Origin of the sequence: Chitinophaga polysaccharea, from assembly GCF_007829335.1 — a bacterium.
Classification (GTDB): Bacteria; Bacteroidota; Bacteroidia; order Chitinophagales; family Chitinophagaceae; genus Chitinophaga; species Chitinophaga polysaccharea_B.
Genome location: NZ_VIWO01000001.1, coordinates 158,261 through 175,112 on the forward strand (window position 1 = coordinate 158,261; position 16,852 = coordinate 175,112).

General features: G+C 46.2%; 9 protein-coding genes. 2 read left to right on the top strand and 7 right to left on the bottom strand.

The features are described from left to right. Nucleotides 1–56: 56 nt before the first annotated feature. The 6 genes from FHW36_RS00680 to FHW36_RS31135 all read right to left on the bottom strand — a co-directional run bounded on the left by FHW36_RS00680 (nucleotide 57) and on the right by FHW36_RS31135 (nucleotide 12,413). On the bottom strand, nucleotides 57–6,110 hold the full coding sequence (locus tag FHW36_RS00680) for an alpha-2-macroglobulin family protein (RefSeq protein WP_145660654.1): 6,054 nt from the start codon (nucleotides 6,108–6,110) through the stop codon (nucleotides 57–59). Nucleotides 6,111–6,255: 145 nt separating this feature from the next. Further along, entirely contained in the window at nucleotides 6,256–7,143 is an 888-nt protein-coding gene (sucD, locus tag FHW36_RS00685) for a succinate--CoA ligase subunit alpha (RefSeq protein ID WP_145660657.1), read from the bottom strand. Nucleotides 7,144–7,322: 179 nt separating this feature from the next. Further along, complete coding sequence (locus FHW36_RS00690; protein ID WP_145660660.1) at nucleotides 7,323–8,138, bottom strand: ABC transporter ATP-binding protein; 816 nt, start codon at nucleotides 8,136–8,138, stop codon at nucleotides 7,323–7,325. Between the two features lie 2 nt (nucleotides 8,139–8,140). Continuing rightward, nucleotides 8,141–8,884, bottom strand: a complete 744-nt coding sequence (locus tag FHW36_RS00695; RefSeq protein WP_145660663.1) for an MlaE family ABC transporter permease — start codon at nucleotides 8,882–8,884, stop codon at nucleotides 8,141–8,143. Nucleotides 8,885–8,946: 62 nt separating this feature from the next. Then, nucleotides 8,947–9,978, bottom strand: coding sequence for a hypothetical protein (locus tag FHW36_RS00700; protein ID WP_145660666.1), 1,032 nt, complete (start codon nucleotides 9,976–9,978; stop codon nucleotides 8,947–8,949). A gap of 113 nt (nucleotides 9,979–10,091) precedes the next feature. Beyond that, nucleotides 10,092–12,413: an NADP-dependent malic enzyme gene (locus tag FHW36_RS31135; protein WP_145660671.1), complete on the bottom strand. Its 2,322-nt coding sequence runs from the start codon at nucleotides 12,411–12,413 to the stop codon at nucleotides 10,092–10,094. Between the two features lie 144 nt (nucleotides 12,414–12,557). Here FHW36_RS31135 and FHW36_RS00710 point away from each other — a divergent pair, with 144 nt between their 5' ends. Continuing rightward, nucleotides 12,558–13,001, top strand: coding sequence for a DUF4293 domain-containing protein (locus FHW36_RS00710; RefSeq protein ID WP_145660680.1), 444 nt, complete (start codon nucleotides 12,558–12,560; stop codon nucleotides 12,999–13,001). Between the two features lie 152 nt (nucleotides 13,002–13,153). On the opposite strand, the gene uvrA is transcribed toward FHW36_RS00710, so the two are convergent. Then, nucleotides 13,154–15,970 (bottom strand): excinuclease ABC subunit UvrA, encoded by a 2,817-nt coding sequence (gene uvrA / locus FHW36_RS00715; protein WP_145660688.1) that lies wholly within the window; start codon nucleotides 15,968–15,970, stop codon nucleotides 13,154–13,156. Nucleotides 15,971–16,261: 291 nt separating this feature from the next. Between uvrA and FHW36_RS00720 the strand changes: the two genes are divergently transcribed. Next, entirely contained in the window at nucleotides 16,262–16,843 is a 582-nt protein-coding gene (locus FHW36_RS00720; RefSeq protein ID WP_246121028.1) for an RNA polymerase sigma factor, read from the top strand. The last annotated feature ends 9 nt before the right edge of the window (nucleotides 16,844–16,852 follow it).

Here is a 16,852-nt window from a genome sequence, read left to right on the forward strand (position 1 = left end):
AAAAAGGGGATTTTACGGAAAACCGCAAAATCCCCTTTCTGTATTTTATGTTGACTTTATTCTGTCACCTTCACATTCAATCCTTCACTATGCGCCGTAAACTCAGGTGCATACATGCATTGCGCCTCACTGATACCGTTGGAATACCGGCCCTCATGTGTTACAAATAAGGCGTACTCAAACACATACGTACCTTTGGGCAAATAGCTGAAGAAGAAATCAGTAGATGCATCTTTGGTACTTTCATAATAACTCATACCATTCTGCCATTTACTGGTACTGATTACGTTGGTTGGCTCGAAACAAGCTGCCCGCATATCTTTCAGGTGAATGTATTCCATAGTCCTGTCAGCACGCAGTACAATACGTACTTTCACCTTATCTCCCACTTTCAGTTCGTTGCCATCTGCAATCCCGGTGAGTACCGGGCCTTTGTCGCTGTTCACTTCTTTGTACAGTTCTTTTTCCAGCACCAAAGGTGTTTTAGCCGTGGTAATCTTATCCAGCTCTTCAAAATACTGCCAGTATACAGCTCCCCAGGAAGGTTGTCCCTTGCTGTCTTGCACAGTTACACTGATGTGTCCCATATCAGGCTTTACCTCCTTACCATCAATCTTTTCCTTGAAGTACCCTGTGCCTGCTTCAGTGGCCGCAGGTTGTATGGTTTGTTTGCCCAGTTGCAGCGTAACCTGTGGGTTGGCTGCCAGCCAGTTACTACCCTGTAGAAGCATGGCATAGCAGGCATCGGCGGTAGCTTTGGTGGTAGACCAGTTGTTGGTTTGCTTGTTTTTCAACAACCAGGTTTTCATATCGGCTACAGCTTTCTCATCTTTGCCTATCAGCTGAAATGCTTCTATCAGCAATGCCTGTGTTTCAATAGGCGCCTGCTGCCAGCCATAACCAGCTACCACATCTTTCCAATACATACCCATTTCCGGGCTGGTTATCGCATTTTCTTTCAGCGATTTTAATATAGCCGCCGGCGTTACCTTATCCCCTTTCCTGAACTGGGTCAGGGCTATCATGCCTTGTGCATAGCGTTCCTGCTTTGTCCACACCATTTTTTCCTGGGCGTAAAAGAAGTCGAAAGACTTTTTCATCGCCGCTGGCACGGGCTTATCAAAGAAGCTACGGGCATACAGATAGTGGATTTGCAGATAGTTGATCTGTGGTGTTTTCAGATCTGCTTTCCTTTTGATGAGCTCATAGTAATCTTTATCTAATAATTTATCCAGGTAGTCAATGGCTTTATTGGCCATATCCGCGGTTATTGGATCTTTTACAGCTGCCAGTTGTTGCAGGTGGCCAATACCTGCCACTATATACTGTGTAATAAATCTATCTTCCCACATGCCGGTAAACCAGGGGAAAGCGCCGCTGGGTAATTGTTTGGCAGCCAGTTTATCCAGGGAGGACCTGCTTTCCTGTTTCATGCGTTGTAGATCAAACAGCAAGGCGATATTTTTCTTCTGTTGCGCTTCGTTCTTTGCTTCCAACACCCAGGGTGTTTGTTGCAGCAATACTGCTTTCAGTTCTTCATTCTTTTGCAGATTGCTCTGTAACGCTGCGGTGTCGGTAGTTTTCCATTTTTCAAACACCGTTTTTAAACCTGGCGTAGCACCTGTAATATATGTGGCAAGTGCATTGGCGTAATAGCGGTTAAACACCTGCTCCGCGCATTCATATGGAAACTCCATCAGGTAGGGCAATGCCTGTACGGCGTACCAGGCAGGATTGCTGGTATATTCTACTGTAACCCCGTGCTGCACCAGTGTTTGGGAAGCATCGCTATGCAACAGCTTTTCAAAAGTAAAATCATGTTTTCCATCTCCTCTTACTGGTAAAGGCATCGCCTCTGTTACCAGCATCCGGTTAGTGAGCACCGGCAGGGCATTTTCTTCTCCATCGCTGAAATTACCTGCTTGTGCAGTTACACGATATACCAGTGCACTTTGGAAACCATGAGGGATCTGTAAAGGAAAACTTACTACGGTGCTTTGTCCCGGCTTAGCTGTGAAATGTTGCATCGGGAAGATGTTCTGGAACCATCCGTCAACCGGCTGCATGGTACCGGCATCCAGCAATTCCAGGTGGGCCTGGCCTATCTGCAGGGTATCCGACAGGTTGCTTACTTTAGCGGTAAAGGTTATTTTATCACCTTCGCGCACAAAGCGGGGTGCATTGGGCTGTACCATCAGTATTTTCTGCGTAACGATACTGGCGCTTGTCATACCGAATGCCAGTTCTTTGGTATGTGCCAGTGCCTGGAAGTTCCATTTGGTAAGGGCTTCCGGCACGGTGAACTCGAAAGAAATGTTCCCGTCTTTGTCGGTATGAAGATCCGGGAAGAAAAAGGCCGTTTCCTGGAAGTTTTTGCGAATGGAGGCAACAGGCGCTTCACCTGCCGGGGCCTCGGCGGTGTCTTGTTTTTTCTTAGTGCCATAGCCTACTTCCACTACCTCATTCAATTGGGCATTTTTAGCAAGGCCTATGGCAGGAGCGGATGCTGGCGCCGGAGCCATCATTTTAGCATCTTCGGCTAATACTATACCAGGAACTCTTCCGGCCATCGCCTTTCTGCGGATACTTCCACCGGGACCGGCTCCCATCCAACCGCCTCCATCGGTCATGCTCCAGTCAAACAGGTTCAGCTCATCATACTCTTTTGACTCGGATGGATAAGATTTATCCGGACGGATATACAGTCCAGTAGATACTTCCATTTTAAAGTTTTCGCTGCCGTTGAAAGCCGAAGGCCTGGAAGCATATGGATAAATACCTGGTATAGACCAGGCGCTGTGAGCAAAGGCATCCAGCGAAGCATCGTACATAGCGGCCAGCATTTCTGCGGCTACTTTCTCACCTTTATTGCCGGAAATTTGCGCGGTCCACTTTTCTTTTTCGCCGGGTAACAACTTATCGCGGTGAGTGCCCAGTTTCACTTGCAGGTCCTTATTACTCCAGGGAACCGCAATTCCCGCTTCGGTGGCAAATATGCGGTTATCTTTTACAAAAATATAATTGATCTGTTTACCGCCTCTTTCCTTTTCTGTGATAGGATACTCTAGTTTTTTTACCCCTGCAAGATCCAGGTTAGTATGCACATCGCCATCCTCCACGGTTTGAGTGGATTGTAATATATTCAGCGGGCCTGCGCTGGTACCGAATAGGATACTGGCGGTATTGCCCGGTTCTACAGTGGTTTCAGGCTGATAAGTCCAGAGATAGGCAGGCGCCGGCAGTGCTTTGGTATTTGGGTCTACCAACTCAAAGGTGGTTTTCTGCATTACCGTGTCATTGTTTTTATCTATAGTGCTTACTTCCAGCTCGTAGAAACCAGGTTTCAACTTTTGGGTGTTGAGTGCTAGATGACCGTCTGGGTTGCTTTTCATGGTTTCCTGTATAACAGGCGACAAACGGGGCCACGCCGCGGTTTCATCTTCATTTTTATAAATATCTACCGGAAAAGCGTTGATATAGGCCGCTTCGTCCATTACAAACTGGTCTGGTTTTTCCCAATAGCGGCGGCGTATCAGGCGCTTGTTGGGCGTAAGTGGTTTCAATTGTACCTGGAGTGTAGCCGGTTCAAAGCCACCATTCAGGTTTTTTGAAATAATCCTGATATCGGCCAATTCTTTTTGCTGCATGCGCTCTGCGGCACGCAACTCTATTTCCATGGATTGGTAACCCACACTTACAGATTGTCCGGCACTACGGGTTTCACCATTCAGATCCGTTACATCCGCATATACGTAGTAGCTAAAAATAGGCTTGTTGGCCGGATCTACTGTTTTATCACTCAGCGCCGGGAATTTTACGGTAAATGCGCCATTGGCATCCGTAGTGGTTTCGCCGTGTGCAATTTCACGGGAAGCATAATAAGGAATAGGTTTCCAGTAAAACATCCATAGGTAGGGATAACGCACCTGGCGTTCTACACGGTATTTTACTTTTGCCCCGTCGATGTTGTTCCCTGCATACGCCAGCGCTTTGGCGGTGGCGGTAACGGTATCGCCTAAACGATAGCTTTCTTTCACGGAATCAAATGCTACATAAAACTTAGGTCGTTTGTATTCTTCCACCCGGATAGCCAGGTTTCCTTTACCCTTGGCCTCTTTCAGGGAGAAAATACCATTCATGCGGCCTTCGGGTAAAACAAACTTCCCGGAGTAAGTACCATATTCGTTGGTGGTCAATTTCAGGGAGTCTACTTTGGTACCGTTGGCATCATATAAATAGATTGTAGACTGGTAGCCTGTTTGAAGCTGGCTTTGCACCTCTTTTGCATGTTGCTTTATAACAATCCCTTTAAAATAAACAGTTTGACCCGGGCGGTAAATCCCCCGGTCGGCAAAGAGATAGTGATAAACGCCTTCATTATTACTGTTGTAAGTGTTATTATAGAAATACTTGTACTCATCTATATACAGTTCATCTGCACCGTTTTTCCAGTGGGTACGGATCTGTTGGCCGTTATTAGCATATTTAATTTTTACATTCCCATTTTTGTCGGTCACCAGGCTTTGCAATAATGTCCAGTTGTCCTGGTCATCGCGGTAGTTGCCTTTGTATATATCTACCGTTACTCCTGGTAAAGCCTTACCGCTAGTACGGTCCAGCGCATAGTATTCGCTGTTGCCGCTGATATAGCTAATGTTCGACACCCAGGTCAGCTGCATGGCCATGGGGTTATTGTTCAGCGCAAATGCAGGATCTACGCTAGACAGCAGCATATAATGTCCTGCTGGTAATGCATCAATTTTAATCTCCGCCTTATGTAAGAGGTAGTCGTTGGGATTGGGCAGGGCTTGTTCCCATGACTTCAGGGCCGGCCGGGCCAGCGCCAGTTTCCAGTAAGCATTTTCATCGTTCCGGTAATTCTGCTGTGCTTTACGTAGCTGTTTAAGGAATGCTTCATCCACCTTCACCATGCGGAGGTAGATCTTATCGATGTTCTTGTATTTAACCAAGGTTCTAAAAGGCAATGCTGGCACATTCACTGCTTCCGTGGTTAGTTCGAGCGATTTTTCGTTCACCTGGTCCAGCATCTGGGCACAGGCTACGCCACCGGCCGATTGAGGCGCCAGTTGTACGGCTTTCTCACAAATTTCTTTCGCTTTTTTGATGGCAGTTGCCTTGGGCGCTTCTTCCTGTAGGCCTTCCTGCAGGTAATGAGCGGCCTGTAGTTGCAGGACGGCTGTTACTTCCGGCTGGCCGGTATACGCCTGGGCCATCTGGTCCAGGGCCTGCAGGTAAAGACCGTCCTTGTTATCTATCACGGCTACCTGGTTCATATAGGTAATTCTCTCCACGTCAATATCCAGCAGAGCAGCTTTATCTCCGGCATGCAGGCGAATGAGCTCTTGCAGGATCAACAGGGCATGATATTGCAAAGAGGCGGTATCCGTAGTAGTAAAGCGATGGGTGGCAAAGATGGCTGCCGGGGCAAAAGCTGCGGCGTCCGTTAGCTCAAACTGGTTAACCGGATTGGTGATAGTTGACTCGCCGGATTTAAAATACTCCAGGGCGCGATGAGCCAGCAAATCGTATAGCGCAGGTCGTAATGCACGGGTGTTGCCTGGTATGATAATAGGATCAAACTCACGGAGCGCAGTCTTTTCTAATAACGATTTATCAGACAAAGAAGCCTCGTAAGCGGCGGTAATTTCCCGATGCAGTTTTTCCATGCCCCAGGTGGTGATATCGGCGCCTTCATCACCGGCGATAGCGGTGCGATTATACAACTGGTAGCGGTGATACTGAAAATACCGGAGCAGCATTTCTGCCTTGATGCTTTGCAGGATCGCTTTTTGAGCGCCGGAGGCAGTAGCTATCCGGTTATTGATGCGCTGCATGTTTTCCAGGGTGCTGCTGTCTTTGATCTGGGTATTGTATTTCATTTGGTAGATCAATGCCTTGATCTCCTGTACCGTTGCCTTGTCTTTTACAGCATGGGCATAAATATCGTTTGCCACTTCCAGTGCCGATTTCGGTAATCCCTTTTCCTCGAGGGTGACTATTTTTTTCCAGGAGTTATCATAATTAAACTGGGCCATTATCTGAATGCTGCTAAAGATTAAAACAATGAATATTCCGATGAATAAACGCATAAAACCGTTATTTACATGAAGTAAGATACTTTTTAAAGAGATGCGGGTTTCAGTAAGGTTTCCATAAATGGGGATAAAAAAAGGTGAAAAGTGATGGGATGATACCGCCTCACTTTTCACCTTTATATATTTTACCGGCAGATAGTTATGCCAGGGCTGCTTTCTTGCTCAGTACTTCTGCCATGGTTTTACCGATGTTGGCAGGGCTTTCCACTACGTGTACGCCGCATTCCGCCATAATTTTCATTTTAGCGGCAGCGGTATCGTCTGCACCACCAATGATAGCACCGGCGTGGCCCATACGGCGTCCCGGAGGCGCGGTTTGACCAGCGATGAAACCTACAACCGGCTTAGTACCAAATTCTTTGATCCACTTAGCGGCATCCGCTTCCATGCTACCACCAATTTCACCGATCATGATGATACCTTCTGTTTCAGGATCATTCATCAGCAATTCTACGGCATCTTTGGTAGGTGTACCGATGATAGGATCGCCTCCAATACCGATAGCGGTAGAAACGCCTAAACCAGCTTTTACTACCTGGTCAGCAGCTTCGTAAGTGAGGGTACCGGATTTGGAAACAATACCGATGTTACCTTTTTTGAAGATAAAGCCAGGCATGATACCTACTTTAGCTTCTTCTGCGGTGATAACACCAGGGCAGTTAGGCCCGATGAGGCGGGTAGTGGTACCCTGCAGGAAATTCTTCGCTTTGATCATATCCTGAACAGGAATACCTTCGGTGATACATACCACCAGGGCAATACCAGCTTCGGTAGCTTCCATGATTGCATCTGCTGCGAAAGCTGGCGGTACAAAAATGATGGAAACATCTGCACCTGTTGCTTTTACTGCATCCGCTACTGTGTTGAATACCGGGCGCTCCAGGTGTGTAGTACCACCTTTACCAGGGGTAACACCCCCCACTACCTGGGTACCATATTCAATCATCTGTGTAGCATGGAATGTACCTTCAGTACCGGTAAATCCCTGAACAATCACTTTACTATCCTTATTAACTAAAACACTCATCGCGCTTGTTTTATTGGTTTAATATTATATATCTGATTCTTCTGGACGGCAAAAATAAGCCGATTTCCATAATTCTGCAATTTATCGCCTTTAAGATAAAGCTACCAATCGCCCGGGGAAATAATTTGACGGTTATTTATCCGTATATACATTTATATTAATGTATAATATGCTGTTTTTTATTTCCCGTCCTGTTCCTTTTTCAGCTGATCCCGCCACTTTCCATCCTTGAACATTTCCAGCTGCCGCATTTCTTTGGCCTCCCGGAGGAACTCAGACGCGAAAATAAAGTCGTTTAATTTCTGATCCTTGCTGAATACGATGTCTTTGTTACTACCCTCCCATTGCTTCTGTCCCTGGTACATATATACAATGTGGTCACCACTTTCCATCACCGTATTCATATCATGGGTATTGATCACCGTAGTGATATTATATTCTTTAGTAAGCTCGGTAATCAGTTTATCGATGAGCAGGGAGGTTTGCGGATCCAGACCGGAGTTAGGCTCATCGCAGAAAAGATACTTTGGATTCAGCACAATGGCGCGGGCAATACCTACCCTTTTCTTCATACCACCGCTAATTTCAGCGGGATATTTTTTTGCAGCTTCTTTAAGCTGTACCCTTTCCAGGCATTCGTCTACACGGGCTTTCTTTTCTTTGTGGGTACCGGTACCAAACATTTCCAGGGGAAACATTACATTTTGCTCCACCGTCATACTGTCAAATAAGGCAGATCCCTGGAACAACATGCCTATTTCCTGACGGATGCCTTTTTTCTCTTTATCGTCCATACTGGTAAAGTCCTGGTTATCATACAGTACCTTCCCCCCGTCTACGCCCATCAGTCCTACAATGCATTTCATCAGTACAGTTTTGCCACTACCACTGGCGCCAATGATCAGGTTTACCTTACCGGGCTCCATTGTTGTAGACACACCTTTCAATATTTCCTTATCCCCAAAGCTCTTTCTTATGTCTTTCAGTTCAATCATGATTACAGTAATATAGCCGTTAATGCGTAGTCCATGAATAATACCAACACACAACTTACCACTACGGCCGTGGTGCTGGCTTTACCGATTTCCAATGCGCCACCGGTAACATTATAGCCATAGTAGGCAGATACGCTGGCAATAATAAATCCGAAAGTGTAGGATTTAGCCATCGCAAAAAAAACGTTATATGCTTTAAATTCCTGTCGTAATCCCTGCATAAATTCTTCGCCGGACAGCACTCCAGACAGTTCCCCGGCTTCCTTACCACCCCAGATACCCAGGAAACCCGCAATGGCTACGAGGACCGGTATCATAAGTACAGCGGCCAGGATTTTAGGGGCAATCAGGTATCCTTTGGTATTGATACCCATAATTTCCAGGGCGTCAATTTGCTCGGATATCCGCATATTACCCAGTTCTGATGCTATTTTAGAACCTACCACACCGGCCAGTACAATACTGGTCAAGGTAGGAGCAAACTCCAGGATAATGGTATCACGCACCACCTGTGCTATGGTACTCTTGGGTATGATAGGGCTTACAAGCTGATAGGCTGTTTGCAGCGTCGTTACGCCACCCATGAACAGGGAGATAATAAAGACTATCCCAAACGACCCTACGCCGATATCCACGCATTGCTGCATAAATTGTTTCCAGTACATCTTCATGTTTTCCGGGCGGGAAAACATGCCCTTTAACATTAGCAGGAAATTTCCGAAATGATAGAAGAATTTGAACTCCATAACTGATCAAAGATAGGAAGGATTTTTTCAAACATGTCTTAATTTAAGATTTAATACCGGGCTTACCGTAAGCTGCTTACCAGCAAACGCTTTAAACTGCGTTCTATTATTTCGCCCATGGTTTTGCAACGCGAGAAAACGGCATCATGATAATATTCGGCTAACTCATTCCCCAACTGCTGTATTTTTTCCGGGAAAGATACCCGGTCGGTCATGATCACATCGCGCAGGTCTTTGATCCGGTGACGATGAGCTTTGATACGGCGGGCAATTACGGCGCGCTCCTCCTGTTGATACTGCTTTACCACTTCCGCATTCAGGTGCTTAATCGCCAGATCTACAAATACCCTGTTTTCTTTAAAATACTGTGGCATGTAGAGCGTACGCCGGCCTTCGTAAAACTGCTGGTCAAAGTCGATAGCCCGTATCCTGAACTGCACATCATCAAAATCAGGCGTGATATCGAACACGAAGTTATAGGAGCGCATATCTCCCAATAATCGTACAAAGCAGCGTTCATTGAATTTCACAAACTCTTTGGCTATACGTTTCGGGTTAAACTCAGGTCTGTTCAGGTAATGTAAAATAAACTGATCACCCGGCACCCCCGCAATATGTTCTTCCACCAGGGTATTACCATCTATCAGGAAATTCATCCAGTAGGGAGATAGGATATGCTCCAGTTCCAGGCCATAAATACGGGAAGCATCGGCTATCTTAATATAAAAATAGTCGTATACTTCATTGTAGTTATTGACGATTTTAATGCGGAAAGGATGAGAATTTCCGAAAGTACAGTAATCGATCCGCTCTATATGCAGGTGTTCCTCTGCGGTTTGATCCCCACCTGCCTTCAAAATGGAATATATCCGCTTTAACCCTGCATGAATGGATCCAACCATACTCTGGGGATAGAAAACGGTTTCCCAAAGCGTGTCTTTTCCTTCCTTATCATACACGGAAATAGACTGATCATAATACCGTAGTTCCTCGTAGGATATAGGCAATTTCAACTCCCGCTCATACAATTTGAGGTAATTGCGAAAGGCCGAGTTAATTGGGAAAAATATTTTCTTACGGGAAATAGTTTGCATGGTTAAATATAGGAAAAAGCGGAAAGCAAAAAGCTATTGCAGAGAATGAGGATAGCGAATATTAAAAATCGCTTCGGTCATCTCCACAATAGCTTTTTACTATGTTTTATCGCTTACTTTTTCTTTTTCTCTTTCTTTCCTTTTCCCTCTTCCCTGGCCTGACGGCAGCACTTCTCCTGTGCATCTACCACGGCGATGTTCACCATGTTTACGATCTGGCGCACGGTACTACCCAATTGCAGGATATGCACCGGCTTTTTCATGCCCAGCAGGATGGGGCCAATGGCGTCAAACCCCGCTACTTCCTGTAAGAGGTTATATGCAATATTACCAGCTGCCAGGTTAGGGAAGATGAGGGTATTTACTTCTTCACCCAACAGTTCCGTAAATGGATAATTATCTTTCAGAATTTCCTTGTTAAAGGCCATTGCGGCCTGTATTTCACCATCTACAATGAGGGACGGATCGCGTTGTTTTACGATTTCGCGCGCCTTGCTCATGGTTTGCGCCTCCGGTGTCTGGCTGCTGCCAAAATTGGAATAAGACAGCATCGCAATGCGGGGCGTGATATTGAAGTGTTTCACTTCCTTGGCCACCATCATGGTAATATCTGCCAGTTCTTCTGCAGTAGGATTGAAATTTACGGTAGTATCGGCCAGGAACAATGGTCCACGTTTGGTTTGAATAATGTACATACCTGCTACGCGCTTGGCGCCATCTTCCATACCGATTACCTGCAGCGCAGGACGGATAGTATCCGGGTATTTGCGGGTAAGACCGGAAATCAGTGCATCTGCCTCGCCGGTTTCCACCATCATACAGCCGAAATAGTTACGCTCACGCATAATTTTACGGGCTTCGTACTGGTTAAGTCCTTTGCGCTGGCGCTTCTTGAAGAAGAGGTCGCCGAAACGATGACGCATTTCCTTCATTTCTTCACTCTTCGGATCAATGATCACCACATTTTCAATGTCGATGGCATTTTCCAGCATCAGCTCACGGATACGGGTTTCATTACCCAGCAAAATTGGGTGGGCAATACCTTCATCGTTCACTACCTGGGCGGCTTTCAGCACCTTCAGGTTATCTGCTTCCGCAAATACCACCTTCCTTGGATCACGGCGCGCTTTAGTTCCAATTACGCGAAACAGTTGGTTATCCAGTCCCAGCCGATGGTTCAGCTCATTTTTGTAAGCTTCCCAGTCGGTGATAGGCCGGTGGGCCACACCACTTTCCATAGCGGCCTTAGCTACTGCAGGTGCTACGGTACTTAATAAACGTGGGTCCAGCGGTTTGGGAATAATGTATTTAGGTCCGAAGAAAATATTTCTTTCGTTATAGGCCAGGTTAACGATATCCGGCACCGGCGATTTGGCCATTTCAGCCAAAGCCCGTACAGCTGCCAGTTTCATGGCTTCATTAATCTGGGTGGCTCTCACATCGAGGGCGCCACGGAAGATATATGGGAAGCCCAATACGTTGTTTACCTGGTTGGGATAATCAGAACGGCCGGTAGCCATAATGATGTCGGGGCGTGCTGCGATAGCGGTTTCGTAAGCTATTTCCGGGTCAGGATTAGCCATGGCAAACACGATGGGGTTCTTAGCCATGCTCTTGATCATGTCGGTAGAAACTACATTGCCTACTGATAATCCCAGGAACACATCTGCTCCTTTCATGGCTTCTGCCAGCGTAGTTATTTTGGTGCTGGTAACAAATTGCTTATGCCTGTCGGATAAGTCCTGGCGGTCTTTGTTCAACACACCGTCTTTATCAAACATGATGAAATTTTCCGGTTTGGCGCCCAGGGCTACATACAGTTTTACACAGGCCATGGCAGCGGCGCCGGCGCCGTTTACCACGATTTTCACCTTCTCTATCTTCTTTTTAACCAGTTCCAGTGCATTCAGCAAGGCGGCGGAAGAAATGATGGCCGTACCGTGCTGATCATCGTGCATAATCGGAATTTTCAACTCTTTTCTCAGCCTGTCTTCAATTTCGAAACATTCCGGGCTTTTGATATCTTCCAGGTTAATACCGCCAAAGGTGGGCTCCAGGGCTTTTACAGCCGCTACGAAGGTATCGGGATCTTTAGCGTCCAGCTCTATATCAAATACATCTATATCGGCAAATATTTTAAATAATACGGCTTTCCCTTCCATCACCGGTTTGCCAGCTTCAGGACCTATATCTCCTAATCCCAGTACAGCGGTACCATTGCTGATAACGCCCACCAGGTTTCCTTTCGCGGTATATTTATAAACGTTTTCTACGTCGTTGTAAATTTCTTTACAGGGTTCTGCTACTCCGGGAGAGTATGCAAGCGACAGATCCCATTGTGATTTAGTGTCTTTTGTAGGTATGACTTCAATTTTACCCGGCCTGCCCATTGCATGATAGTCTAACGCATCCTGCTTATTCAGTTTCTTTGCCATATAAATATAAGATTGTTATTGGGCGTGCAATATACGAAGTATTCAAATAGCGCATCCAACACAATAGTGGGATACCTGCCTATTATTAACGATACTAACCATTAAAATTACTTACTTTTACAGCGTTAAACATTCACAAATATCATGATACAACGCATCCAGAGTCTCTATCTGCTATTGGCTGCCGCCGCCGGCGCTGCTGCCTTATCTTTTAACCTGTGGAAAGCTACCCTGACCAACAACCCTAACCCGGTGTACGTAAACGCTTCCAGCAATTATCTCCTGTTTGTATTGTATGTGGTGATTATACTGCTGAGCGCAGTTACTATCTTCCTCTTTAAGAAGCGTAAATTACAGTTCCGGCTCACAATATTTAACATTCTTTTTGCTTTTGGCGCCCTGGCCTATCAATACTATGTGGTGCAGCAAACGGCTAATAAATTAAGTACGGGTGGTGTAGCCATTACATCCGCGTCTTACCAGATCGCCTCGTTTTTGCCCATTGTGATCATCATTTTACTGTTCCTGGCGGTAAGAGGCATTTATAAAGATGAGAAGCTGATCAAATCACTCGACCGACTCAGATAACCAGGTATTTGCCTGTAAAAAATTTTCAGGGCTGCCACCTTCCGGGTGCGGCCCTTTTTTATTGGGCAACCGTTAGCATCACTGACCGCTCTGTCAATAAAAAAGGTGTATCATGACCGATACACCTTTCTAACTTTATTTTGATGCCCTTGTTACAGGAACTTCCCTGTATAGCTTTCCCCTACTTTCTTTAATCCGTCTGGAACACCCGCGTATAGCAGGTTACCACCACCGGCGCCACCTTCAGGGCCTAAATCGATCACCCAATCAGCGCTCCTGATCACGTCGAGGTTATGTTCGATCACCAGTACGGAATGGCCTTGATCTATCAATGCATTAAAGGAGTCCAGCAGCTTCCTGATATCGTGGAAATGCAGACCGGTAGTAGGCTCATCGAAGATAAAGAGGATATGTCCCTGGGCTTTCCCTTTTCCAAGGAAAGATGCCAGTTTTACACGTTGCGCCTCTCCACCACTGAGGGTATCGCTGCTTTGTCCGAGTTTCACATACCCTAATCCTACACTGCTCAAGGGACGTATTTTATTACATACTTCTTTTTCATCCTTGAAGAAGTTCAGCGCTTCATCTACCCCCATTTCCAATACTTCGTAGATATTCTTCCCTTTATAGGTAACTTCCAGTACTTCGTCTTTAAACCTTTTACCACCACAGCTTTCACACGTAAGGTGTACATCTGCCAGGAACTGCATTTCTACAATCACCTCTCCTTCTCCCTTGCAGGCATCACAACGGCCGCCATCTACGTTGAAAGAAAAATGCTTGGGCTGGAAACCGCGCATCTTGCTCAGCTGTTGCCTGGAATACAGGTCCCTGATTTCATCGTAGGCTTTGATGTAGGTTACCGGATTGGAGCGCGATGACTTACCAATGGGGTTCTGGTCAATCATTTCCACCTGTGTAATATCATCCATAGCGCCTTTGAGGGCCTTGTGGTTACCCACCCTTTCTGCAAACTCGCCCTTTAGCTTCATCAGTGCGGGGTAGAGGATCTGTTTTACGAGGGTAGTTTTTCCGGAGCCGCTCACACCGCTGATGACGGTGAGTACCTGCAATGGAAAATCAACTGTAATATTTTTCAGGTTGTGCTGCCGGGCGCCTTCCACGGTAATGGCTTTTTTCCACTTGCGTACCTTGGCTGGCGGATCGATGGTGAATTGTCCACTGAGATATTTACCGGTAAGGCTTTTACCATCTTTCAGTATTTGAAGATAGGTACCGGCGAAAATGACTTCCCCTCCCAGGTGGCTGGCCAGTGGGCCCATATCGATGATGTAGTCAGCTTCTTCCATCATCTGTTCGTCGTGTTCTACTACCACCACGGTATTGCCAAGATCGCGCAGCTCTTTGAGTACGGAAATCAGGCGGTGTGTATCGCGTGCATGCAAGCCGATGCTGGGTTCATCCAGTATGTACATGGAATTGGTAAGGTTGCTGCCCAGGGTCCGCGTCAGCTGGATACGCTGACTTTCGCCACCACTCAGCGTATTGGCTACCCTGTTGAGCGTAAGGTATCCGAGACCTACATCCAGTAAGGTTTTGATACGATGATTTATTTCAATGAGAATACGTTTAGCTACCTGTTGATCATATTCGTTGAGATCGAGTTCGTCGAACCATTTTTTCAGGTCTGATACGGGCAGGTCCACCAGCTCCGCGATATTCCGGTTGCCTACTTTGATATAGAGCGCTTCCTTGCGTAAACGTCCGCCTCCGCATTCGGGGCATATCGTACGACCGCGGTAACGGGCTTGCAGTACACGGTATTGGACCTTATACAGGTTTTGCTCTACCATTTTAAAGAATTCGTTCAGCCCATAGAAGTGTTCGTTGCCGGTCCAGAGCAATTTCACCTGTTCATCCGTTAATTCGGCGATAGGCTTATGTACCGGGAAATTGAATTTACGGGCCACTTTAATGAGCGCGTCTTTATACTCACCCATTTTCTCACCCCGCCAGGGCGCGATGGCGCCTTCAAAAACGCTCAGTCGCTTATCGGGTATCACCAGGTCGGCATCGAGTCCGAGTACCTGTCCGAATCCTTCACAGGTAGGGCAGGCGCCGTAGGGGTTATTGAAGGAAAACAGGTTGGGTACCGGTTCTTCAAAGGTGATACCATCCAGCTCGAAGCGGTTGGCGAAGTGCTGGATTTCTTTTCCATCCACTTCCACGTAGCAATCACCCTCACTTTCGTAAAACGCCGTTTGCACGCTATCGGCTATACGGTGTTTATCATCTTCTTCAAAATCCTTTACTACCAGGCGATCTATTAATACCCAGGCATCGGCGGGTACGGTAATCTTTTTTTGTTCCAGTAGCTCCTCTATGCGTAGCAGGCCATTGCCTTCGGCGCCGGGTACGTATAAACGGGAAAAGCCTTTTTGCTGCAGGATGCCCAGTTCCTCCTTCGCCTCTCTTTTCGCGTGGCGACGGAAAGGCACCAGCAGCAATACCTTACTGCCATGTTTTAGTTTCGTGATAAAGTCTACCACGTCACTTACCTCATGTTTTTTTACCAGTTTTCCGGAGATGGGGGAATAGGTTTTACCCACTCTTCCAAACAGGAGCCGGAGGTAATCATAAATTTCCGTCATAGATCCCACCGTGGAACGGGGGGTACGGGTAATTACTTTTTGTTCGATAGCGATGGCCGGGCAAATCCCCTTGATATAGTCGACATCCGGCTTGTTCATACGCATCAGGAATTGACGGGCATAGGAGCTTAAGCTTTCCGCGTACCGGCGCTGGCCTTCGGCATAGAGGGTATCCATGGTCAGGGAGGATTTCCCTGAACCGGACACACCAGTTACCACAACGAGTTTGCTACGGGGGATGGATACGCTTACATTCTTGAGATTGTGTACCCTGGCTCCTTTTATGAAAATATGGTCCTGCGGGCTAACTTCCTGAGGATCAATTGTGCTTGTTTCTTTCTTTACTTTTGTTGCCATGACAGAACAAATTTAAGGGAAAAGATGTTAGTTCAATAGTTAGCTTTTGAGTGGTGTTTCGAATCCGCTCAAAGCCTTTATTTTAGCCTTCCGAAGCCTACTATAATATTATTTGTTTTATTGAACTATTCTGTTATATTTGCATAAGACCAGGTCTATCTCGCTGGCATTTCAGGCATCGATCTTTAACTAAAAACTACTCATTATCGCATAAACTCTACTTAATTAAAACAACCAAACTGGCTGTGAAGTCTGTAATTTATTTACTAACCTGCCTAGTTGTAGAAGTTTATGCAAGTAATGTACAAATTGTGCGATGAGCAGTTGATTACTCTCTTTAAAAAGGGACATTCTTCCGCATTAGAAGAATTGGTGCACCGTCACAAAGACAAGGTGTTCACTTCCATCCTACTACTGGTAAAAGATTCTTTCCTCGCAGAAGATATCTTCCAGGATACCTTTATTAAAATCATTGATACGATTAGGGCTGAACGTTATACAGAGAAGGGAAAATTTCTTCCCTGGGCGATGCGTATTGCGCACAACCTTTGTGTAGATCATTTCCGGAAGATCAAGCGTACGCCAATGATCAGAACCGGCGATGACAAAGATATCTTTGATGTATTAGGTTTCAGCGACAGCTGCGCGGAAGACAAGCTGATTACCCGTCAGAGTCACGATCGTGTTCGCAGGATGTTGGATATGCTGCCGGAAGAACAACGGGAAGTAATTATCCTGCGTCACTACGCAGAATTAAGTTTTAAAGAAATAGCAGATCTCACGCAAGTGAGTATCAATACAGCATTGGGTCGGATGCGTTATGGTCTGATCAATCTCCGGAAAATGATGACGGAGAAACAAATCTGTCTATGATGAACCCTT